Raw genomic sequence first — 23,096 nt, 5'->3', positions numbered from 1 at the left:
AGTGATTGGCTATCATTGATCTAGTGATATAAGAACAAAGAAGGTACAAATTACAGTTAGTTTTATAGTCGAAAAGTTGCTTGTTGAAATCACTTACAAAATATGTTATATTCTTCTCGTAGAGTTAAAACGTTTTAATAGAACGTTAAAATGATTTTCTTGTTAAAGGAGAGGGAAAACGATGAATACTGTTACAGTTATCGGAAGTATCAATTTAGATCGAACCATCCGTGTGACTTATATGCCAAAACCTGGAGAAACGATCCATACGAAAGAAACTTTTTCAGCTGGTGGAGGGAAGGGAGCTAACCAAGCGGTTGCTGCTAGACGTTCGGAGGCAAAAACTTACTTTATTGGTGGAGTGGGTAAAGACGAAGCAGGAAAAACGATGACAGAATTACTTGAACAAGAAGAAATCGATTTATCTGGTGTAGCGACATTAGAAAATCAAGCGACTGGACAAGCGTATATCATTGTTGATGACCAAGGTGAAAATAGTATCATGATCCATGCTGGTGCAAACAATGCGTTTACCGTAACACAAGTGCAAGAAAACAAAACAATCATCCAAAAAAGTGATTTTATTATTGCTCAGTTTGAAAGCGCTATAGAACCAACGATCGAAGCATTCAAAATCGCTCGAGAAGCTGGCGTGAAAACGATCTTGAATCCGGCACCTGCGCTAGAAAATGTTCCGGATGAGTTATTAGCAGTGACAGACATGATCATTCCGAATGAAACAGAAACGGAGATCTTAACAGGCATCACTATTACCGACGAAAAAAGTCTGAAAGAGGCGGCACAAGTCTTTCATGGATTAGGTATTGAAGCCGTGATCATCACGATCGGAAGTAAAGGCGCTTATTATGATATTGCTGACGGCGCTAGTGGGATCGTACCAGCTTTTAAAGTCCATGCAGTGGATACAACGGCTGCTGGGGATACCTTTATTGGCGCGATGAGCAGTATATTAGCCAAAGACTTCAGCAACCTAGAAGAAGCAATCAATTATGGTAATAAAGCCTCTTCTGTGACTGTTCAACGTTTTGGTGCTCAACCGTCTATTCCATATAAACATGAATTAATCTGATTGCGGAAAGGATGAACAAATAATGAAAAAAACAAAAGTAATCAATTCTGATATCTCACGAGTGATTGCACAAATGGGACATTTTGATAAATTAAGTATTGGCGATGCAGGAATGCCTGTACCTATGACCACTGAAAAAATCGATTTAGCAGTCACGCAAGGGGTTCCTAGCTTTATGGAAGTCTTACGCAATGTGTTGTCAGAATTAGAGGTGCAACGTATTTATCTAGCAGAGGAAATCAAAAAAGAGAATCCTGACATTCTTTTAGAAATCCAAAAAGAAATGCCGGAGACACCGATCACGTTTATTCCGCATAGTGAAATGAAAACTGAGTTAAACAATTGTCACGCATTTATTCGCACAGGTGAGATGACTCCTTATGCGAATATCTTGTTAGAAAGTGGCGTCGTATTCTAAAAAAGGAGATGTAATAAATGAATGCAACAGCATTATTGATCGGATTAGGACCATTACTAGGTTGGGGACTTTATCCAACGATTGCTTCGAAGATCGGTGGCCGTCCTGTGAACCAGATTTTGGGATCAACAATAGGAACTTTGATATTCGCACTTATTTTTGCCCTGATCAATGGCATAGCACTGCCATCTGGAATGGATCTTGTCTTTTCTATTCTTTCCGGTGTGGGCTGGGCGACTGCTCAAATCATTACTTTTCAATCTTTCACACTGATTGGCTCGTCACGTGCAATGCCTATCACCACAGCTTTTCAATTACTTGGGGCTTCATTATGGGGTGTTTTTGCGCTAGGCAATTGGCCAGGAACGACAGCGAAGATTCTTGGTGGATTAGCATTGATCTTGATTATTTTAGGCGCATGGATGACTGTTTGGACTGAGAAAAAAACCAAAGAAAATAGCAGTTTACTGAAAAAAGCGGTTTTATTATTAGCAGTCGGAGAGATTGGGTATTGGGCATATTCCGCAGCACCTCAAGCAACAACCATCGACGGAATGCACGCTTTCTTGCCACAAGCAATGGGGATGGTCTTAGTGGCGATCATCTACACCGCTGTATTAAGTATGAGAGGGCATGAAAAATCAGCATTTACGGAAGTTGTTTCTTATAAACAAATTTTTTCTGGCTTCTTTTTTGCCTTTGCTGCATTGACCTATTTGATTTCTGCACAACCAAATATGAATGGTTTGGCAACGGGCTTCATCTTGTCGCAAACTTCTGTTGTTCTAGCAACCTTAACTGGTATCTGGTTCTTAGGACAAAAGAAAACGAAAAAAGAAATGACTGTCACGATCATTGGGTTGGTCCTAATCTTAGCGGCTGCAACGATGACTGTTTTGATATAAGTGTTATTTTTAAAGAATTGGGAAGTAACTGCGGTTACTTGCCCAATTTTTTTTGTGGAAAATAGATAACGGTAACTGTTAGAATAGAGCTATCTGAAAAAAAGCATAAGCGCAGTCTGCTGAAGTAGAAAGGGCAGGTGATCAACGTGGGGGAGAATTTGAATGCGCTTCCTGCTAATGCAGTGGCGAAATTAACCTGGTTTCGTCAATTACTACATTATTTCAAACAAATGATCATGCCAAATCTAAGTATTTTTATTGCTTGGGGTTTGTTATCGATTGTATCAAATATCGTATCAGGTGATTTGCGCCAAACGCTTGTACATGTCACTGACTGGCTGATTTATCTGTTATTGCCTATTTTGATCAGTTACTCTGGAGCAAAGATTTTTGATCAAAAAGCAGCTGTAGCAGGTGGGATTGCTGTCATCGGTATGATAGTAGTTTCTGATCTTCCACAACTATTCGGAGCGATGATCATCGGTTTGATCACGGGAGGTATTTTTCATTGGGTAGATCGTTGGCTGGCGCCGAAAATCAAGCCTGGGTATGAGATGTTGCTGAATAACTTGATGATCGGTCTAATCGGTGGGGTTGTCTGTCTATTAGGCATACTGGTCATACAGCCACTTGTTGAAGGTAGTTTGTCTTATGTTGGACGCTTTGTTTATTGGCTCATTGAACAACATTTGTTACCAGTTGTCAGTTTAGTGTTGGAACCGTTAAAGGTCTTATTTTTGAACAATGTCATCAATCACGGCATCTTGACACCTTTAGGAATGGAGATGGCACAACATACGGGGCATTCGATCTTATTTTTAATGGAAGCCAATCCTGGGCCAGGAATAGGGATTTTGAGTGCATTTTTATTTGCTGGTGATCGAGAAAAAAGTGTCAAAGCAGGTGGAGCATTGATGATCCAAGCAGTGGGAGGGATCCATGAGATCTATTTTCCTTTTGTTTTGATGCAACCTGCGCTTTTTTTTGCAGTCATGGTTGGGGGAGCGACTGGAACGTTTGTGTTCCAACTATTTGCTAGTGGGTTGAATGCTCCGGTTTCACCAGGTTCATTGGTGATTATTTTAGGGAATACACCACCCTCACAATTAGCAGGTGTCATTTTAGGTATTATTCTCAGTGCGATTGCTACATTTGTTTGTGCCATACTGTTATTGAAAAAAACGAAACCTGTGGAATCGATCCTCCAAGAAAGGAGCCAACTAATGAATCATGAAGCGGTCAACCAAATCATCTTTGCTTGCGATGCCGGGATGGGTTCTAGTGCAATGGGCGCAGCCATTTTGAAGAAAAAACTGCATGCGCAAGGGATAGATATACCTATAAGCTATACATCGATTTACGATCTGCCGAATCACAAGAAACAATTGGTGATCGTACAAAGCGCCTTTCAATCTTTGGCGCAAGAAAAAGCCAAAGAAAGTCAGATCATTGCTGTCGATCATTTTTTAGAAGTTGAGTCGTATCTACCATTGATCAAGCAGCAACTTCATGAAATAAACATTGAACCTCAGATCAAAAAACAACAAGAAGTTGAACAACCTAGAACCAGAGTTGTGTTTTTATACCAAGGAAATCGACGAGGCTCACAAACGATGGGGATGACGATTTTAATGAAGCTAGCCAAGGAATATCAGTTCGATCTATCTGTAGAAAAAACAGCCATCGAAGACCTAGTACCTGAAAAAGAAGTGGTATATCTTGCGAATGAAAGTATGGCAAAGGCGTATCAACTGGAACAACAAGTGGAGCATTTGTTGATCATTGATCATTTTGTCAGTACCAAAGCCTATCTATCATTAGTAAAGGAAGTGGACTAAGATGTATTTGTCACCAAGGGAAAAAGAATTATTGACAGAACTCATCAATAGTCCAGCACCTGTATCTATACAAAAAATGGTCAATGTTTTACGTGTCAGCAAACGGACTGTATACCGCGAGTTGGAGCAATTAGAACGATCGCTCGAGGAAGTAAATGCTTCGCTGAAAAAAATAGCCCGAGGGTCATTTGCGATTGAAGCAACACCTGAAACAATGACACAATTGCGCCAACTATTGAACGAAAAAGAGATGGAACTATCGACAACCGAAAGGCAACATGCGATTTTATTAGAACTATTACTTACGAAAGAACCGTTGTCTTTAAGTTATTTTTTAGAAAAGTATTTGATTAGTAATACGACTTTTTATGCTGATATCAAGCAACTTGAAACCAGTATGAAACAACTGCCATTGTCGATCACGCGTAACCGTGGCTATGAAATCACTGGACCGGAAAAATACCGCAGATTGCTGATAGCGAATATCTTAGAGTTGGAGATCAATGCGTATGAAATATTTCACTTGCTGGAATTTGATACGACAACGAATTTCTTTTTTCAATTTATCACGACAGATAGTTTATTACTGGCGCGTCAAGTGGTACGAGAAGAATTGGTTCAACAAAAGAAAGAATTAAGTGACCGGAAACTGGAACATTTAGTTTTGATACTCAGCATTACGATCGACCGTGTCAAAAAAAATCAAGTGCTGACGAATGAAACCTACACTGGACTAGTGAATAAAGAGTTATTACGTATCGCCAAAGCTTTATTTTCTAAAATCGCTAAGGAAACGCAACAACTTTATCCAGTCAATGAAATCGTCTTTTTTGCTAGTCTATTAAATGATTTCTCGAATTCCTTTGATCAGGATTTCTTTGAAGAAACATTTGATACGCAACTCGCTTATCTTGTGAAACAATTGATCCAAGTAGTCAGTGAAGCAACAAATAATCCATTCTACCAAGATGAAACACTCTACAAAATGTTGTTGACCCATTTATCAGGAGTATTTTCTCGAGCGGTACTTCAAGAAGAACAATTGACTAATCCAATCTTGGAAAAAATCATGGTCCAGTATCAAGAGATCGCCCAAGCCATCCGTCAAGGAATCGAGCAGATTTTTCAAGAAAAGAAACTATCCGAAGAAGAAATTGCTTATATGGTTCTTCACTTTGCGAACTCGTTAGAAAAAACACCAAAGGACAGCACGATCAAAATCGCTGGTTTTTCACCTAGTGGCTTAGCTTCGACAAGTATGCTTGAGTTAAAACTAAAGAGATACTTCCCATTTGTTCAACATATCCATTTTTATCGAATTGCTGATTTAAAGAAAATCAATTTAGAAGAAGAGTATGATCTCGTCATTTCTACCTCGATCTTAAGTGGCTATGAGGGGAAATATCTATTAGTTTCACCATTACTTCTTGAGGAAGAAATTAAACAATTAAAAGCAGAATTTGCTCGTTTGACAGCACATCGAACGGAGCATATCCGGTTAGCTGATCAACCTTCTGTTATCGAAGATACTTATGAAGAAACGGTGTTGATGATGAGTAAAATCAATCAGCTACTCCAGTATTTCTTCATTCAAGAATTAGACAATCCAACGACAGTAGAAGCTACGTTGAAGGATATTTTCGACTATTTACCTACAGGGGTGGTCCAAGATAAAGAAAAAGTCTATCAGCGTTTAATGAAAAGATATCAACAAGCGCCGATCGGGTTACCTCATACCAACATGGGGCTTTTCCATACCTCTAGTTCTGAGATCACGGAACCTTTATTCTGTATTTTTCAATTGAAGCAAGTATTGGAGATCGAGGGAATGGACAAAACGAAAGTTGATTTATCAAGAATGTTAGTGATGCTAGCACCTTCCCCTATTGACGAAGCTACTGGAAAATTACTTGGAAAAATAAGTGGTGCATTGATCATGAATGATTTGAATACTGAGATTTTTCGATCAGGAAATGAGGCAATCATCTATCAGTTGTTATCTAAAATTTTGATCGATGAAATAAAAAAATAAAGGGGGCTCTATTGATGCTTGAGATTTCATCTGAACATATTTGGTTGAACCAACAGTTTGGTAGCTGGCAAGAAGCCATTCAGCAGATTGGTGAACAACTACTTGAAAAAGGAGTCATCCAAAAGGAATATATCGATGCGATGGTTGCTCGCCAAGAAGCAGCAAGTGTCTATATCGGTAACTTTGTGGCACTTCCTCATGGAAAAGCAAAAGATGAACAGATTGTTGAAGAGGGTATTTTTTTGTTCCAAGTACCTGATGGCGTTGACTTTGGTATCGACGAAGAAAAGAAAGTCGCAACGATTTTATTTGCAGTGATCATGCGAGAAAACCAACAATTAACAAGTTTACAAGAACTTGCCTTTTTTTGTTCCGATGTCGATCAAGTGATGGCATTGAGCGATGCCCAAACAGTAGAGGAAATCCAACAAATCTTAAAACAAGCTGAGGAGTTTTGACGTAAAATACGCGACGACCAATCAATTGATTGGTCGTTTTTTTTTCTATTTTTTTGGGAGAATCTCGCCAAAATCGTAATTATATAGTGAAGGAGGTGCGAGGAGAAGACATCACGTTTTCAGTTGATTTATCTCACTAAGGAAAGGAGTCAAAGAATGAAGAAATCCTCTGAATCACTATTTTTGATGCTACCGATCATTATTTTAATCACGATTTTTTTTCAAATGAAAGTAAGACCAGTCTCGGCAGAAACATTGCCTGACCTCCCCACGTATCAACAAATCACTGCCTGACCTCCCCACGTATCAACAAATCACTGCATCAGCCCCCAATCAAACTTTACTTACAGCTGAACAATCAATCCCACCAGATAATAGCTGGACAAGTTTCAAAAAAAACTATCAATTAGTCCAAAGGGCCAATGGGAAATTGATTACTATTGGCTCGACGAATTATATTGAAGCGGCGATCCATGAACATTCTCCAAGATTGGCTGATCCATTTGCAAATGAAAGTGTCGTTGTTGATCCAGCGATCCATATCCCTCATATCGATATCCATCTATCTAATGGTGGCAGAGAAATTGGTTGGTACGGCAAGCGAGTGAAGGGAGAGATTGCGCTTTGTCTGGAACAAGGAGTAGCGCTGAATATCGGAGAAAATAGCGGGTATAATTCAAGTATTCAAAATACAGAATTATTGAAGAAAATTTCTTTGATCAAATACTATGGGGTGATTGCGACAAACTACACGATGGAAAAAGAATTGATGACGCAACTCCTTGCTTGGGAGCAACAAGGAATCACCCCCACCAGTATTTCTGGTGTTTTGACAATGAACGATTACCAAACATTCAAACGAACAGTGATGGAACAAGTGGAACGGTTCTATACCCAACCGAGTTTTGATGGACAAATATTGGATATAAAAGCTGGCGAAAGCCAAACATTGACCGACACAACAGGAGCATTTTCGAATTATAGCTCATCGCCTGTTCAACAAATCAATGGAGTAACCATTGAAAAGCAAGGGAATCAAGTAACTGTCACTGCATCGAAAGAGGCGTCGGCGACAAGTGAGATCGCATTTGATTATCATATCCCCAGTAGTTATCAAGGAGCAATCGTCGTGTACCAACATCCTTATACACAAAATATGGTAGTCGGTAGAGTGCCGCAGCTGACAAGAACTTCCTTTCAGTTACGCGTGCAAAAATATGGACATGCAGGTATCCGCAAAGTCGATCAACAAACAAAACAACCATTAGTAGGCGCCGTTTTTCGTTTCACGACTGCGGATGGACAGATAAAAGAATTGACGACAGATTCTGATGGTGTTGCTATTTGGCATGATCTACTCGTTGATACGGTTGTTACGATTCAAGAAATCAAAGCGCCAGAAGGCTACGTTTTAAATCCAACGCCCCAGACTATCACTGTCAAAGTGAATGAATTAACGAGTATCACGTTAGCTAATCAAGAACAGACAGCTAATTTGATGGTCATCAAAGAAGATGCAGAAACAGGCAATCAGCCTCAAGGAGGTGCCCAATTGATCGGAGCTGTGTATCAATTAACGGCCAAAGACGGAGAAACAGTTGCGGAATTGACGATGGAAGAGGTTAATGGAAGTGCATCAGCTGAGCTAAAAGGGTTAAGACTAGGAACCTATTATTTACAAGAGACCATTCCACCGAAAGGCTATAACTTAGATCCGACGATCTACCCTATACATTTGACCTACGCAGGACAAAATGAAACAGTGGCTATCCATAGTAAAACAGTCACTGATCGCGTCATCAAGGGTCATGTCGAAGGGTATAAATTTGGTTCAAAACCTCTTATCCCCACTTCTATCTTCGAAATTTTACACGCATTAACAACCAATCAAACGAATCATAAACCACCACTCGAAGGAATCGAACTAACAGCCACCGCTCATACCACAGGAAAAGAATATGTCCAAGTCACTGAAAAAAACGGCTACTTTAAATTTATCGATTTACCCTATGATACGTATACGATCACTGAAACAAAAGGAACGGATGGCTATTTGATCATTGAACCATTTGAAGTGACGATCAGTGAGGAAGATTATACACATTTCTTTTTATTAGAAGATGAAATCATCGAATCACGCGTACATCTCATCAAGATCGATCAAGAAACAGGACAACAAATTCCCTATGCTGGCGCACAATTCAAGATTTTTGATACTTGGGCGAATGATGGACAAGGGGCATTTGTAGCAATGACGCGTCCGAATGATACAGAAAAAACTGAGATTTTTGAAACGAATCAAAAAGGGGAATTAGTGACAACTGAGAGCTTACCTTGGGGCGTGGATCGCTATGAGCTTCATGAAGTCAAAGCGCCAGAAGGCTATCTCCCGTTAGAAGAACCATTGATTTTCAGTGTAACAGTGGAAAATCATAGTGCATTGATTCGCTTAGAAGTCCCTAACCGTTTAGCAAGACAACCCATTGAGTTGATCAAACGAGATCGCTTGAATGAACAACCTTTGGTGCAAGTACCATTTGGCCTATATCAAGTAGAAAAATCAGAAAATGGCGAGGAAAATCTTCAATTTATTGAAGAATATCTCACGGATGATGAGGGGAGAATCGAAGTAGGCGATTTGCCCTATGGCACCTATCAATTTATTGAAGGAAAACCATTAGAAGGGTATTTACCATTAGAAGAACCTTTAGACTTTTCAGTAACTGTTGAAAAAGATGGTGAGTTGATCGTATTAGAAGCCTATAACGAACGAGAAAAATTAGCATTGACGAGTTTGTTCACATCTCTCGATGGAAGCAAGGAGCTTGACCCAACCAAAGACAATCAATTGAAAGACGTAGTCTGGATCAAAGGAGCAGCCATTGAAGTCGGTCATACGTATACCGTAGTGACGCAGTACCGAAAAGGTGACACCGGAGAAGTCATCAACGAAGCAATCTCAACCTACACAGCAAAGAGTAAAGAAGATCAGTTTGAAGTTTTTCTGGAACTGAAAGCCAATACGCTAAAAGCCAATGATCAGCTGATTGCCACTCATATTTTGTACTACGAATCTGAACAAGAAAATGAGGTTGCACGTGAAGATGATCTGACTAATAAAGAGCAGACTGTTTATTTCAATACACCAAAAAACGAGAAAAAAGAAGAAGCGAAAAAGCAGGATAATACTCGGAATTTACCTAAAACGAATAGTCGTACTTCTGTCTCTCTAGTAGGGCTAGGTAGCTTATTTCTAGGAGTGAGTGGTGTTTTGATCTATCAACAAAAAAGGGGTGGGTTGAATGACTAAAAGGAAAAAATACATGAGATTTGGCTTGTTCATATTCAGTTGTTCAGTTGTTTTATTAGTTACTGGTTGTAAATCACAACAAACAGAAGTCTCACCAACAGTGGGGCCCGCTTCAAACAAAACGAAACAGGCAATCAAAGTGAAAACACCAGAGGAGAGCCATCTGAAAAAAGAGGAGAACTCTTCTCAATTGTTTGAGTTTGCTTCTCAATTTCGAAAACCATTGGCTCTCCCCGCTGAAGCAACAATCAAGGATGAAACCAATCAGCTGAGGATCGCTTACCTTGAAGCAACAACAGTACCTCAAAGTCTAGAAAATTCAGTATCAAGAAGCAATCTCACGCATCGCCTCGCAGAAGACGAACAAAAAGTTACGCTATCGGAGGTTGTAGCAATTCCAGAGAGCGACAATCACTGGCAAAGTCCCTACGTGCATGTAAACGACCCATTGCAGATCTTACCAAGAGGAACAGCAATTGATCCCTTTACCTATTTTACTGTTGTTCAAGGAAGTGATCCCGTTCCAGTGATCCATTATACGCCCGTCAATCCTAACGAATCTGGCTATCAAGTGATGCAGATCACAGCAACTGATTCAAAAGGGAAAGTGAGTGTTGCGACAGTCACATTTCTGTTTAATCACTCCCCGACCATTCAACAAGTAAGACAAAGTCATCACGCTACGATCGGTTCAAGTATTGACTTATTGGCTGGCATTTCCGCTCACGATGAAGAAGATGGTGAATTGACCGCAGAGGTTCAAGTACAAACCACACTCCAGACAGAAAAAGAAGGAAGCTATGAAGTGATTTATTCTGTGAGTGATCAATTTGGAGCAAGTGCCAACCTGATAAGTAATATTACGATCACCAATGAAGCACCAATAATAAGTGGGCCGAACCAACTGATTTTACCTGTTGATCAATCATTCTCTTTATTTGATTATTTCTCCGTAAATGATCAAGAAGATGGTGCCATCAATCTTACTTCGGAAAACATCTTAGCATCCAATCTTGTCCCCTATGTACCAGGAAACTACTTCGTAAGAATTGGGAATGTCATTGACCGTTATGGCAAACGAGCGGCAGAGCGTACAATCTATGTTCACCTAACAAATGAAGCGCCGACTGTTACAAATACGCATATGACTCTTCCTGTATTTAGTGAACTGAATAAAGAAAGCTATCTAGCAAAACTATTTCTTGCAGATCGTGAAGATCCGGTTGATCAATTACAAGTGGCAATCGATCTGCCCTTTTGGGAGAAAATCGACACTTCCCGATTAAATACCTATCGTTTTCCTCTTCAAGTCCAAGATACGCATGGAAAAATCACCAAAACCTTTGGGAGCATCCAAGTAATCAATGAACCACCTGTATTTTCTGGGATAGAGGATAAGAGAATCATTGTAGGCGAAGAAAAGCCAGATTTATTAGCAGGGATCTCCGTGTCGGATCGTGAAGAGAGTATTGGAATAGAAGATGTTGAGATCATAGAAGAAATCGCTTGGGATACACCTGGAAGCTATCCTGTTTATTTGACGGTCAAAGATACATTTACAGAAACGACAGTATCTTTTCATGTCATTATTCAAGACAACAATCCAGAAATGCCAGAGAAATTGGGAGAATAAGGAGAAACTAAACAGCAGTGATTTTTATATACAAATATCCACAAAAGTAGTTTTATGTGCTGTGGTTTTTATGAGAGGAGAAATAATGATGGAGCACCAAAGCATATGGCAGAAAGATTAGGGGGTTCTGTGCAAACGCTACAACGTTGGGCTAACGATGGTATGTTAAAAGCACATCGGACACCAAAAAATCGAAGATAGTATACAGAAGACCAGTATTTAACTTACATCAAAGGCGATAAAACAAGTGGCAAAAAGAACATTGCTTACGCTCAATTGTCTAGTGTCGGACAAAAAGATGACTTGAACAATCAAGTGGAGTTTTTGAGAAATTATGTAAATGGAAAAGGCATAAATTTAGATGATGTATTTGTGGATATTGGCAGTGGTCTTAATTACAAGCGCAAAAATGGAGTCTGTTGTTAGACGAAGTAATGGCGGGAAACATAGACACCATTTATATCACATCCAAAGATAGATTTGTACGGGTTAAAAACATGGGCAAAGTTTCGTATGACGATTATTGTATGTTATAACCCAGATTATAGCCACAACAGGAATTAGTTGAAGATTTAATTTCAATCATTCACGTTTTTAGTTTCCGTATTTATGGAACTCCGTAAGTATAAAGATGAGATTGAAGGTGATGAAGTTGTTAGTGGCATACAAAACGGAAATTCTTCCAACAGAAGAACAAAAAGAAATTATTAATCGAACCATTGGCGTTGCACGTTTTGTAAAGAACTTTTACATTTACCACAACCAAGAAGTTTACAAAGCAAACGGAAAGTTTGTATCAGGTATGGATTTTTCAAAGTGGTTAAATAACGACTACATTCCGAACCATCCAGATAAGCTGTGGATCAAAGCTGTTTATGCGAAGTCAACGAAACACGCGATTATGGAGACAGAAAAAGCCTTTAGAAAGTTTTTTCAAGGAAGAGCTAATTTTCCTAAATTTAAAAAGAAGAAGCACCAAGATGTATCGATGTATTTCGTGAAGAACGATAAAAAGACAATCATCCGTTGTGAGCGTCATCGGATAAAAGTTCCCTCTTTGAATTGGGTAAAACTGAAAGAAAAAGGCTATATTCCTAAACACGATGACAAACATATCATAAAGAGTGGCACCATCAGCCAACAAGCAAACCGCTACTACCTGTCGGTCATCGTGGAACAGGACTGTACCGCTCAAGTACTGAACGATACTCCTACCGAAGGCGTGGGTATCGACTTAGGATTAAAAGATTTTGCGATTCTTTCCACAGGGAAAACCTATAAAAATATCAATAAATCAGGAAAAATTCGTAAAATCGAAAAACAATTAAAACGACAACAACGCAAGCTGTCGAGGAAATACGAAAGCGAAAAAAAGCGTGTCAACGAAAAACAATCAAAGAGAGGAGAAGCTACTCGCAAAAATATTGAAAAACAAGTCTTGAAAGTACAAAAACTTCATAAACGGTTGACAGATATCCGTAGGGACAGAGTGAATAAAATTGTGTCAGAGCTAGTAAAAACCAAACCAGCTTATATCACAATTGAAGATTTGAATGTCAAGGGGATGATGAAAAACCGGCATCTTTCAAAAGCTGTGAGAGAGCAATCTTTCTATGCTTTTCGTAAAAAATTAGCAGATAAATGTAAAGTCTATCATATTGAGTTAAGACTAGTCGATCGATTCTATCCTAGCTCGAAACGATGTCATGAATGTGGGCATAAGAAAGTGGATTTAAAGCTATCTGAGCGTACCTATCACTGTGAGAAGTGTGGATATGTAGCAGATAGAGATTATAACGCGAGCATGAATTTGAAAGATGTGAAGGAATACAAAGTGATTGCATAAGATCGGAACTTTGCATATGTACCGATGGCTTAGTCGGGAATTAACGACTGTGGAGAATGAGACAAACCGTAGTAGTGTGGAAGTGACGAGGCGGCATTCGATGAAACAGTAATTCTAACTACGTGAAGTAGTAGAGAAATCTCGATATAGATATATTTGTCTATATTTTGAGTAGCAGATGCAAATGGATTATTTCAATCAAGCAATGTCTTTATTTTCCAACGGGGTGATTACTGCAGGAAGCTTACTGACCGTTTGGGGCATTATCCAATTAGGCGTTGCAATCAAAGAGCATAATGGGCCAGGGATGCAACATGCCATTTTTCAAATCGTTGGGGGTGCTGTGATTTTAGCTGCTGGTGCGTGGATCACGAATATTTCAATGTGAGGAGCGAAAAAGGATGGACGGTGCGATCGAATTTTTACTACAAACGATTGCAGAACAATTAAGTTTATCGACGAATCATAAAAATAGTCTTTTACAAAATCTCGAACACTATTTGCCGGAAATCTATCATTACAGTGTGACGATCATGGAAAGTGTCATCAAACCTATTGCTTATTCCCTATTAGGTTTTCTATTGTTGATCGAATTTCAACAACTCGCACATCGACTATATGGCAAGCAGTCAGAGTTTGGTGGACTGGATCTTTTCTTGCCATTGTTTATCAAAATCGGATTGACCGTACTGCTTTTACGTCACTTGATGGTTTTCCTCAATGCCATTATGGATGTAGGTATTTTTGTTAGTCAAGGAATCAATCAATTGGAGATCCGAGGTGTGACAGATCAGACAATGGATATCTTCAACGTGATGGAGCAGATCGATCAGCTAGGTTTTTTTGAAAAAATGGTGTTGTTGATGATTTTACTCGTTCCCTTGATTCTATCGATCATTGTTAGCGTCCTTGCTCAAGTGCTGATCTTTTTACGTTTTTTAGAAATGTATCTTTATTTGAGTATCTCACCTTTACCGATTGTCGCTTTAGTGAATACAGAACTTGGTCATGTTGGAAAGAATTTTTTTAAACTATTTGGTGCGGCATCTTTACAAGGTGTATTGCTTTTTATCGTTTTGAACATCTATCCATTATTAGTGAGTACTGTTTTTTCATTTGATGAGACGCAGGGGATGATTGCAGTGATCAGTGCGATTGTCGGTAATTGTTTGGCACTATCCATGTGTTTGTTTTACACCATGAAATGGTCGAAAGCGATCATCGTTGCGGCCTGAGTGAGAAAAGGAGTGTGAAAAATGGCAATTGAAGTCGTGATCAGAAAAGAAATCAAAGAATATCAAGAGAAGATCTTTTTTGGCTTCTCTTTAAGACAGGTTATCGTTATCGCATTAGCTTTAATCGTGATTTTACCGGTCGGTCTAGTTAATCATTTTATTTGGGGATATTCAATTGATGATCTAGGAATTGTATTGATGTTTTTTACTAGTCCGATTTTATCGGTGGGGTGGATCAAAAAAAATCAGTTGCCTTTAGAAAAATATCTTTTTATTCGTTGGCGCCATCTTATCGCAACAAAGCACTATCCATATCAAAATGCTCGGTTGGAGGAAGATCATGAAGGGATTTCAACGAGGAAAATCAGTAAAACAGAGAAATATCGAAGTGAAAAAGGGAATTAAAAAGTCTTCCTTAACCAAACTATTACACAAGCAAAAGAAAAAAAGAGGAAAAAAAGAACGAAAATCAGCACCAGCCAAACATGCACAAAGGAAGATTCGTTATGAAAAAATGTATGAAAGTGGAATTTGTGAACTCACTTCTGGACGATATTCAAAAAGTATCCAGTTTTCAGATGTCAATTACCAAATTGCACCTGTAGAAGACCAACAAGCTATTTTTCAAGGGTATTGTACCTTACTAGATAGTTGTGATGACCGAACACATCTAACGATTACCTTGAAAAAAAAGCGAATGGAACAAAAGGAACTTGAAAAGCAATTGTTCTATAAAGAAACAGGGGAGAGACAGGACATCTACCGTCGAGAATTGAATGAAATGCTTCGACGAACCATAACAGAAGGAGGAACGAATTTTAGCAAACAAAATCTATTGACCTTCAGCACGCAGGCCACTGATTATGACCAAGCCAAGCATTCCTTGACACGTATCGAACAACAACTTAGTCATAGCCTTTCGGAAATCGAATCAAGTAGTCAAACACTTTCTGGCAAAGAACGGTTGCAACTGCTCCATGAATTGATCAAACCTAATGAATGGTTTCAGTTCAATTATACAGATTTAGTTTATAGCCGTTTGTCGACAAAGGCAGTGGTTACCCCTGCAAGTTTTAGCTTTAAAGCAAAAGACTATATCGAAATTGGCTCAGACTATGCCCAAGTCCTTTATTTGAAAGATTACCCCACCAAACTTTCAGATAAATTGATCTTAGAATTAATGGATATTGGCGAAGAGTTGTGTTTATCGATCCACATTGAACCAGTGGATTCTGAAAAAGCAAATCAGTTGGTTCAAATTAAAAAAGCTTATATGGAAGGAGACAAAACAACTGCTGAAAGAAAAGCGACACAAAAAGGCTATGATCCTTATTCAAGTATTCCGTATGAATTGACCAATAGTATCAAGGAAGCCGAAGCTTTATTAGACGATCTAGTCAAAACCGGCCAAAAATTATATTTTGTTACCTTACTCGTTTATTTCCGATCTCAGACCAAAGAAAAACTAGCTGATATTGCGGAACAAGTCCAACATGTTGGACGTAAAAATCGTTGTCATTTCAATGCATTAGACTATCTACAAGATGAAGGATTCAATTCAGTCTTACCTTTAGGCAAAAATTGGATCGAACAACAACGGACGCTGACGACAGAAAGTACAGCAATTTTTATTCCATTTTCAGCGCAAGATCTTGATCATATAGATGGCAAATATTATGGGCAAAATGAAATGACCAAAAATAGTGTAAGGATCGATCGTAAGCAACTAAACACGCCGAGTGGCATGATTTTAGGTAGCTCTGGTTCAGGCAAAGGTGTAGCAAAAAAATATGAAGAAATCACGACGTTACTTAAAAATCCCGAAGATGAAGTCATTTCGATTGATCCGGAAGATGAGGATACGATCATCGGCAATGATTTTGAAGCTCAAATCATCAATATCGCCCCTAATACCAATACATTCATCAACTTACTAGATATTTCAGAAGACTTGAGAGGAGAGGCAGATCCAGTAAAATTGAAATCTGACTTTTTGTTGACTGCTTGTGAAGCTTTGATCGGTGGTCCAACTGGTTTAAACTCAGCACAACGATCGATCATTGACCGTGTCACGCGATTGACGTATTTCAATTTTCAAAAAAACTCAGAAAAATCAGCACCGACATTGGCGGAAGATTGGTTTCCGCTTTTAAAAGAACAACCGGAAAAAGAGGCGCAGACATTGGCGTTAGACTTAGAGTTATATATCGATGGTTCACTTTCGATGTTTTCTAAACCAACTAATGTTTCTTTAAATAAACGTTTTGTGATTTACAATACGAAACAACTAGGGAACCAATTGAAAACTTTTGGGATGATGGTTGTTTTGGAACAAGTGTGGAATCGGGTCGTTCGCAATCGAGACCGAGGAATCACTACTTGGATCTATATTGATGAAATGCAACTCCTGTTAAATGATCCCTACTGTGAAAATTATTTTTTTGAACTATGGAGCCGAATCCGTAAATGGGGCGCGATTGCCACTGGTATTACCCAAAATGTCGAAACCTTATTATTATCAGATAAAGCACGCCGAATGTTAAGTAATACTGAATTTATCATTATGTTGAAACAAGCGAAAAGTGATCTAGATGAGCTGTCTTCTTTGTTCAATCTTTCGTATCAGCAACAAAAACAATTGCTCAATCCTATCAAAGGGGCAGGGCTGATACGCGCAGGCAACGCCATCGTTCCCTTCTCCAATACTGTTGATCCAACAACAAAACTTTATGAATTGATCACCACTGATCCTGTCGAACGTCACAGATTACGACAGGAAGTATCGCCATGAAGAAACATCAAGTAGGCATTGAAGAGACCACGAAAGCACGAAGTAAACGAAGGAGTAACAGACATTTTCTGCGTAGAAACACCAAAGATCCTCGCAGAGTCATGCTTGACTACCAGAAAAAAATAGTTGATTTCTCTTTACTTGGAAATAAAACTTCGATCAGTAGTAAAGTCAGCCTTTACCTATTTGTTGGTGTTAGCATTCTCATATTTTTTCTCTTTTTCAGTATGATCGGCTTCGTTTCGTCTGCTACGATCAAAATCAATGAGCTTGAATTGACGAAGGTCTGGAAATATTTGACCGAATTGGATGCGGAATTGACACTAGAATTAAACTCAACTAAGAGTTCGATTCTAGTAAATGAACGAGTAGTGGCTGCAAATGAAGTCGTGATCAGGACTGACATTGAAGAGGTGCTGATTTATTTAGATATGGTTTATGGCGATGACCAATTAGGAAATCCAGATGTTCTCAAAGAAACGATCCAAGGATTGCATGAGCAGATGTGGCAAGTAGACAGTGACGGGAGACAAATCGAAGTAACATCACAGCCATTGTCGCAAGTGATCACTTGGACGCCAGAGTGGAAAGAACGTAGACAGCTGTTAGCAGAAATTGGTCTTTATGCAAGTTTGACTGAATTAAGCAATCCATTGAAAGAAACAGACTCTTTACGCATAAAACAACGCTTTGGGTATTACGTAAGCAATCAAGAAAAAAGCTTACTTGAAGGACTGCTCATCCAGACAGAACCGAAAGAAAGTATAGTCGCTGTGATCGCTGGAGAAATTACAAGAGACCGAGAGAACGTAACCATCACAATGGACGATCAAACCATTACTTATCATGATGTAGATCTAACAGCTACTGAAGGACAGATGGTATCGGTGGGTACAGAGATTGGGCGAGTAAAACAAGAGGAACTGCATCTGTCTTACCAGAAAAAAGGTGAAACCGTCAATCCAGCTTTTTATCTCCCCAATGTAGTCGATAACAATGAGACACAGCTTGATCCCATTGAAACAGATACTGCATTCAATGAACAGAAATTTCGAGAAGTGATTCTACTACATTGTCACGCATTTAGTGATCATGCAGAAACAATCATCCAAGAAGCTAAAAAGAATAATATCTCCCCCATTGTTCTAGCAGCCATCATGATCCACGAAACTGCTTGGGGGACGAGCGAAGGAATTCGAGAAAAGAACAACCCCGGTGGCTTGATGCGAGAAAATGAGTTGCTTTCCTACGCCACACTTGAAGAAGGGATTGCCGCCACCGCTCGAACACTAAACCAATTGATCGTGAACCAAAGACTGCTGACAGTCGAGCAACTCGGAAGTGTGTATTGTCCTGTAGGTGCAAGTAATGATCCCCTGGGATTAAACCAATACTGGGTACCGGCGATCAAAGAATTATTTGTGCAACTGGGTGGCAGTAAAGAGATGAGCTTACTCTGGCAATCGAATCACACAGTGGGTCAAGAGGTGTTGACACAAGCCAGAACATTGTATCGTCAAAACGTTCAATACTCACAAGGCTTTGAACGAGGCACCTTTCCTTATCATGATTGCTCTTCTTTTGTTTTATGGGCGATGAGAAGTGTCGGCTTGCCTGTGCCACTAGGTAGCACTGAGACATTGTATTCTTTGGAAGGGACACTCCTGGTACCGATCAGTCGAGAAGATGTCAGAGCCGGTGATTTGTTTGTATGGGGGAAGAAAGGCCACTCTTTAGGTAGTTATGGGCATACAGGGCTATTTTTAGATGATGGTGGTAAAACGATCCTTCATTGCACACCTGCTACTGCACGAGGGTATGGTCAAGAAGGCGATATCGTCATCACTCCATTTGAAGGCTATGCGGGTGATCTCCAGCTGGCGCCTGTTTATTTCTATCGATTGTTGGGAGAAAACAAATGAACCCGAAATCCAGATTTCTTTATCTTATTATTGTTTTCTTACTGTTTAGCAGTGTGACTTTTAGTGTTGGCCGGTCTATAGGCTTTCGTTCACAAGAGTCTGAACAGAAAGCTGGCCCAGTTTCGGAAGCACAAGTCAGAGAGTTTTTACAAGCTTATTATACGTTTGAAACAGTCGGCGACAATTACTCTGCATATGTTGATGCTCTTTCTAACAAGATGAAAGATAAAGTAAAAACAGAACAAGGTAAAAAAACGCATAGTCCGCAGCGTTTTGGCTTCAGTCGCTGGCTCAAAAGCGAGCATTATTTTAAACAAACGAACGAGGAAATGGTTGAAGTCCTCTGTTTGGTTGATTTTACAACGTCTTTATTGAATGAAGAAGGCGGAGTTGTAAAAAAAGATATTCGCCATCGTGAGGGTGTCAAACTGACTTATCTCTACGACACTAAAAATCATCGCTATGTCTTGGATGATCTCGAACAGCTGTCTTCTTTTATGGAAATACAATGATTGAGTAAGGAAGACCTTACAAATGGACGCAACAAAAATGAATGAGGGGAGTGACAACGTATGGCGAAAGAAACTGTAATCATCGATCAGATCCATCACTTACAAGTAAAAGAGACTCAGTTGGATTTGTTTCAGGCTTTGGAAGATTTAGAAACTGAAAATCGACGAGTCTTGCTGGCAAACACACAAGGACAATGTCGCATACGTATTTATGATCGTAAGGGAGAAATGATGATAGAAAAAGTGCTGCAATTTCCTTTGACAGAGGAGATTGAAGAGATCTTAAGTCAACACTGGGAGCAAGAAACAGCCAATACAAAAAAGAAGAGTCAGTTCCCTCATTCAAGCAACACGCTGAAAAAAAATCAGTTGTTACAAATCGATTGGAAAAAAATCATCAAGCGATTACTTCTTAGTGGAGTAATCGTTTTTGCTGTGGTTCAAGGCAACATGTGGATCGAACAAAGAACGAATAACGAGCAAGCGACAACCAAAGAAAATCAGAAAAGTTCATGGCAGTCATTGGTAGAACTAGGTGCATATGAAGAAGCAGCTGAAGAATATCCCGCTCGGTATCAGCGATTGATCGATCACTTAGTAGAAGAACAGGAATTTTCTTGGGTAGAGAAGTTGAATGAGCAAAAGCCAACAGGAAATGCCACCTTTGATTTGGCTTTTTATCAAAACGATTGGGAAACAGTAATTGTGACCCACGTGGAACAATTGACGGAAAAGCGCCAAGTCAAGTTAGCGATTGCTTATTTGAAGCTAGAACAAGTACAAGAAGTCGTTGTCTTGAATCGCCACTTAAAACATCCGGAGGTCACGTTAGCACTGGATCAGTTTTATTTTGAAAAAAGTCTTGATTGGTTGAAAGTAAAAGAAATGGAAAAAGCGAAAGACGCATTTGAACAGATCCAAACGGAAGAATTAAAAGCGGTGATGGCGGCATACATAGAGCAAGGAACGATTATTTTAGATTTCATTACATTCTATGAGGCATCGTCCAACACGTCTGAAAATGTAGCGCTTTGGGAAGAGCGACTGGCTCGATTAGGAGAAGCAACGGAATAAAAAACTCACTTTGCAAAAAAGAGTCTAAAAGATCACGAGGATGCACTTTTTCGTAGGTATCTACAAAAAAAAGCTCCCTTAAATGAAGAAAATAATTGTTTCAGCGTCTCTAATCGGTACCAGAATCCTTTCATCAAATCACTCATTTTGCTCACTCCATGTTTTGGCACAAATGATTGTGACAAAATCCGACTATTTATCTAAACGGTAAGCGGATACAATTTGGTTAAAGAAAGAGATAAAGGAGCGATTGAAGTGGAAGAGACGATACCAAAAAATAAAATTTCATTCAAAGCAAAAGTACAAAAGTTAGGAAGTACCTTATCTAGTATGGTGATGCCGAATATCGGTGCGTTGATTGCTTGGGGTGTTTTGACTGCCTTATTTATTCCAGATGGCTATTTACCAAACGAAGCGTTTGCTACGATGGTCGGCCCAATGTTGACGTATTTAATTCCTTTATTGATCGGCTACACCGGAGGGAAAGTCATCGGTGGTGATCGTGGTTCAGTCGTCGGAGCAATTGCGACGATGGGTGTGATCGTCGGGACAGATATTCCAATGATGCTAGGTGCCATGATTATGGGGCCGTTAGGTGGCTTTGCCATCAAGAAATTCGACCAAGTGTTTCAAAAACATATCAAATCAGGGTTTGAAATGTTGGTCAATAATTTCTCCGCAGGATTGATCGGTTTTGCGTTAGCATTGATCGGCTTTTCTGCAATTGGTCCAGTAGTGGATACACTGACGCAAGCAATGGCAACAGGTGTTGAAGCAATTTTAAATGCAAATTTGATTCCATTGACGAGTATTTTTATCGAACCAGCGAAAATCTTGTTTTTGAATAATGCGATCAACCATGGCATTTTGACTCCTTTAGGAACAGAACAAGTGGCTACAGCCGGTCAATCGATCCTATTCTTGTTGGAAGCTAATCCTGGACCAGGTCTAGGTGTATTGTTGGCTTTTACATTATTTGGCAAAGGCGCGACAAAATCATCTGCACCGGGTGCAATGATCATCCATTTCTTAGGTGGAATCCATGAAATCTATTTCCCATACGTAATGATGAAACCGTTATTATTCTTATCAGTGATTTTTGGTGGGATGACGGGTAGTTTCGTTTTCCAATTGATGGATGCAGGATTACGTGCGCCAGCTTCACCGGGTTCGATCATTGCCATTTTAGCAATGGCACCGTTGAGTGCTTACTTACCAGTTATTTTAGGGATCGTCGCTGCAACAGCCGTTTCTTTCGGGATCTCTGCAGTCATTCTAAAAGCTGATGCGAAAGAAACAAGTGAAGATTTTGAAAAATCAGTGGAAGCGACTCGTCAAGCGAAACAACAAGCGAAAGGAACTGGAACAACTAGTCAGGGACAACCAGCTTTATCAGCGATCAAAAAAATCATTTTTGCCTGTGATGCTGGAATGGGGTCAAGTGCGATGGGTGCTTCCTTGTTAAGAAAAAAAGTCCAAGAGCATCACTTACCTCAACTCGTGACGAATCAAGCCATCAGTCAATTATCTGATGAAGCAGACGTATTGATCGTGACTCAAGTTGAGTTGCAGGAACGAGCAAAACAAAAAGCGCCACATGCTCATTTTGTTGCAGTAGAAAACTTCTTAAATTCACCAAAGTATGATGAGATCATCCAAGCATTAGGAAGTAAGGAAGAAACACAGCCAAACCAACCAGTCTCTACTACTCCAACAGATGATTTGGATTTATCTGAATTAAAAGATATCAAAGAGATTTTACTTGTTCATGACGATCGTGCAGGATCAGCGACAATGGGATTGTCCTTATTGAAAGATATTTTGAAGAAAAACCAACTGGAGATCCCTCTGAAAAAAATCAATATTGATGAGTTGACGGAGCAACCGAATACACTGATCGTTTCAAGAGAATCCTTGTCTGAGGAAGCACGTTCAGTGGCACCGCATTCACTTCATTTTTCAGTGGCGACGATGGTCAGTCCACAAAAATATGAAACGATTGCTCACTATTTGAAAAAAGTAGCGTAAGGAG

General features: G+C 39.5%; 18 protein-coding genes and 1 pseudogene. All 19 read left to right on the top strand.

The genetic code is table 11. The annotated features are described in order from the left end of the window. Nucleotides 1-181: 181 nt before the first annotated feature. Complete coding sequence (gene rbsK / locus EM4838_RS11695; RefSeq protein ID WP_071867855.1) at nt 182-1,090, top strand: ribokinase; 909 nt, start codon at nt 182-184, stop codon at nt 1,088-1,090. Between the two features lie 22 nt (nt 1,091-1,112). Next, nucleotides 1,113-1,508 carry a D-ribose pyranase gene (rbsD, locus tag EM4838_RS11690; protein WP_010736652.1) on the top strand — a complete coding sequence of 132 codons (396 nt, stop codon included), beginning with the start codon at nt 1,113-1,115 and terminating at the stop codon, nt 1,506-1,508. Nucleotides 1,509-1,525: 17 nt separating this feature from the next. Further along, nucleotides 1,526-2,413: a ribose/proton symporter RbsU gene (gene rbsU / locus EM4838_RS11685; RefSeq protein WP_071867856.1), complete on the top strand. Its 888-nt coding sequence runs from the start codon at nt 1,526-1,528 to the stop codon at nt 2,411-2,413. A gap of 230 nt (nt 2,414-2,643) precedes the next feature. Next, nucleotides 2,644-4,251, top strand: coding sequence for a PTS transporter subunit EIIC (locus EM4838_RS11680; protein WP_233433784.1), 1,608 nt, complete (start codon nt 2,644-2,646; stop codon nt 4,249-4,251). 1 nt (nt 4,252) lies between these two features. After that, the gene (locus EM4838_RS11675) at nt 4,253-6,283 is read left to right on the top strand and encodes a BglG family transcription antiterminator (protein ID WP_071867858.1); all 2,031 of its coding nucleotides are present in this window, start codon (nt 4,253-4,255) and stop codon (nt 6,281-6,283) included. 14 nt (nt 6,284-6,297) lie between these two features. Continuing rightward, the gene (locus EM4838_RS11670; protein WP_071867859.1) at nt 6,298-6,741 is read left to right on the top strand and encodes a PTS mannitol transporter subunit IIA; all 444 of its coding nucleotides are present in this window, start codon (nt 6,298-6,300) and stop codon (nt 6,739-6,741) included. A 156-nt stretch (nt 6,742-6,897) separates the two neighbouring features. Beyond that, entirely contained in the window at nt 6,898-7,035 is a 138-nt protein-coding gene (locus tag EM4838_RS16885) for a hypothetical protein (protein WP_233433736.1), read from the top strand. Nucleotides 7,036-7,897: 862 nt separating this feature from the next. After that, nucleotides 7,898-10,051 (top strand): SpaA isopeptide-forming pilin-related protein, encoded by a 2,154-nt coding sequence (locus EM4838_RS11665; protein ID WP_233433783.1) that lies wholly within the window; start codon nt 7,898-7,900, stop codon nt 10,049-10,051. Then, nucleotides 10,044-11,684, top strand: a complete 1,641-nt coding sequence (locus EM4838_RS11660; protein WP_233433735.1) for an immunoglobulin-like domain-containing protein — start codon at nt 10,044-10,046, stop codon at nt 11,682-11,684. The genes EM4838_RS11665 and EM4838_RS11660 overlap by 8 nt, the downstream gene beginning before the upstream one ends. Before the next feature lie 54 nt (nt 11,685-11,738). Further along, nucleotides 11,739-12,395 (top strand): annotated as a pseudogene (locus tag EM4838_RS11655) (IS607 family transposase). After that, nucleotides 12,331-13,530: an RNA-guided endonuclease InsQ/TnpB family protein gene (locus tag EM4838_RS11650; RefSeq protein WP_100917283.1), complete on the top strand. Its 1,200-nt coding sequence runs from the start codon at nt 12,331-12,333 to the stop codon at nt 13,528-13,530. The pseudogene EM4838_RS11655 and the gene EM4838_RS11650 overlap by 65 nt, the downstream one beginning before the upstream one ends. Nucleotides 13,531-13,708: 178 nt before the next feature. Then, on the top strand, nt 13,709-13,918 hold the full coding sequence (locus tag EM4838_RS11645; RefSeq protein WP_373865796.1) for a hypothetical protein: 210 nt from the start codon (nt 13,709-13,711) through the stop codon (nt 13,916-13,918). Between the two features lie 13 nt (nt 13,919-13,931). Beyond that, nucleotides 13,932-14,765, top strand: a complete 834-nt coding sequence (locus EM4838_RS11640; protein WP_071866875.1) for a VirB6/TrbL-like conjugal transfer protein, CD1112 family — start codon at nt 13,932-13,934, stop codon at nt 14,763-14,765. A gap of 21 nt (nt 14,766-14,786) precedes the next feature. Beyond that, nucleotides 14,787-15,170, top strand: coding sequence for a PrgI family protein (locus EM4838_RS11635; protein ID WP_071866876.1), 384 nt, complete (start codon nt 14,787-14,789; stop codon nt 15,168-15,170). After that, the gene (locus EM4838_RS11630) at nt 15,154-17,556 is read left to right on the top strand and encodes a VirB4-like conjugal transfer ATPase, CD1110 family (protein ID WP_373865797.1); all 2,403 of its coding nucleotides are present in this window, start codon (nt 15,154-15,156) and stop codon (nt 17,554-17,556) included. The genes EM4838_RS11635 and EM4838_RS11630 overlap by 17 nt, the downstream gene beginning before the upstream one ends. After that, a complete protein-coding gene (locus tag EM4838_RS11625) occupies nt 17,553-19,478 on the top strand; it encodes a peptidoglycan amidohydrolase family protein (protein ID WP_071866878.1) in 1,926 nt (641 codons plus the stop codon). Before EM4838_RS11630 ends, EM4838_RS11625 begins: the two co-directional genes overlap by 4 nt. After that, entirely contained in the window at nt 19,475-19,990 is a 516-nt protein-coding gene (locus tag EM4838_RS11620; protein ID WP_071866879.1) for a hypothetical protein, read from the top strand. The genes EM4838_RS11625 and EM4838_RS11620 overlap by 4 nt, the downstream gene beginning before the upstream one ends. A 60-nt stretch (nt 19,991-20,050) precedes the next feature. Further along, nucleotides 20,051-21,064 (top strand): hypothetical protein, encoded by a 1,014-nt coding sequence (locus EM4838_RS11615; RefSeq protein WP_071866880.1) that lies wholly within the window; start codon nt 20,051-20,053, stop codon nt 21,062-21,064. 255 nt (nt 21,065-21,319) lie between these two features. Beyond that, entirely contained in the window at nt 21,320-23,092 is a 1,773-nt protein-coding gene (locus EM4838_RS11610) for a PTS mannitol transporter subunit IIBC (protein ID WP_071866881.1), read from the top strand. Nucleotides 23,093-23,096 lie beyond the last annotated feature (4 nt).

The organism is Enterococcus mundtii (genome assembly GCF_002813755.1).
GTDB classification, from domain to species: Bacteria; Bacillota; Bacilli; order Lactobacillales; family Enterococcaceae; genus Enterococcus_B; species Enterococcus_B mundtii.
The sequence above is the reverse complement of the archived record's forward strand: the minus strand, read 5'-3'. Positions and strand labels throughout refer to the sequence as shown.

Excerpts from the sequence above, each read along its gene's own strand:
- EM4838_RS11670 (WP_071867859.1), top strand. The coding sequence starts at position 6,298 with ATGCTTGAGATTTCATCTGAACATATTTGGTTGAACCAACAGTTTGGT.
- EM4838_RS11680 (WP_233433784.1), top strand. The coding sequence starts at position 2,644 with ATGATCATGCCAAATCTAAGTATTTTTATTGCTTGGGGTTTGTTATCG.
- EM4838_RS11640 (WP_071866875.1), top strand. The coding sequence starts at position 13,932 with ATGGACGGTGCGATCGAATTTTTACTACAAACGATTGCAGAACAATTA.
- EM4838_RS11660 (WP_233433735.1), top strand. The coding sequence starts at position 10,044 with ATGACTAAAAGGAAAAAATACATGAGATTTGGCTTGTTCATATTCAGT.
- EM4838_RS11625 (WP_071866878.1), top strand. The coding sequence starts at position 17,553 with ATGAAGAAACATCAAGTAGGCATTGAAGAGACCACGAAAGCACGAAGT.
- EM4838_RS11620 (WP_071866879.1), top strand. The coding sequence starts at position 19,475 with ATGAACCCGAAATCCAGATTTCTTTATCTTATTATTGTTTTCTTACTG.
- EM4838_RS11645 (WP_373865796.1), top strand. The coding sequence starts at position 13,709 with ATGCAAATGGATTATTTCAATCAAGCAATGTCTTTATTTTCCAACGGG.
- rbsD (WP_010736652.1), top strand. The coding sequence starts at position 1,113 with ATGAAAAAAACAAAAGTAATCAATTCTGATATCTCACGAGTGATTGCA.
- EM4838_RS11650 (WP_100917283.1), top strand. The coding sequence starts at position 12,331 with ATGAAGTTGTTAGTGGCATACAAAACGGAAATTCTTCCAACAGAAGAA.
- EM4838_RS11635 (WP_071866876.1), top strand. The coding sequence starts at position 14,787 with ATGGCAATTGAAGTCGTGATCAGAAAAGAAATCAAAGAATATCAAGAG.
- rbsK (WP_071867855.1), top strand. The coding sequence starts at position 182 with ATGAATACTGTTACAGTTATCGGAAGTATCAATTTAGATCGAACCATC.
- EM4838_RS11665 (WP_233433783.1), top strand. The coding sequence starts at position 7,898 with ATGGTAGTCGGTAGAGTGCCGCAGCTGACAAGAACTTCCTTTCAGTTA.
- EM4838_RS11675 (WP_071867858.1), top strand. The coding sequence starts at position 4,253 with ATGTATTTGTCACCAAGGGAAAAAGAATTATTGACAGAACTCATCAAT.
- EM4838_RS11615 (WP_071866880.1), top strand. The coding sequence starts at position 20,051 with ATGGCGAAAGAAACTGTAATCATCGATCAGATCCATCACTTACAAGTA.
- EM4838_RS16885 (WP_233433736.1), top strand. The coding sequence starts at position 6,898 with ATGAAGAAATCCTCTGAATCACTATTTTTGATGCTACCGATCATTATT.
- rbsU (WP_071867856.1), top strand. The coding sequence starts at position 1,526 with ATGAATGCAACAGCATTATTGATCGGATTAGGACCATTACTAGGTTGG.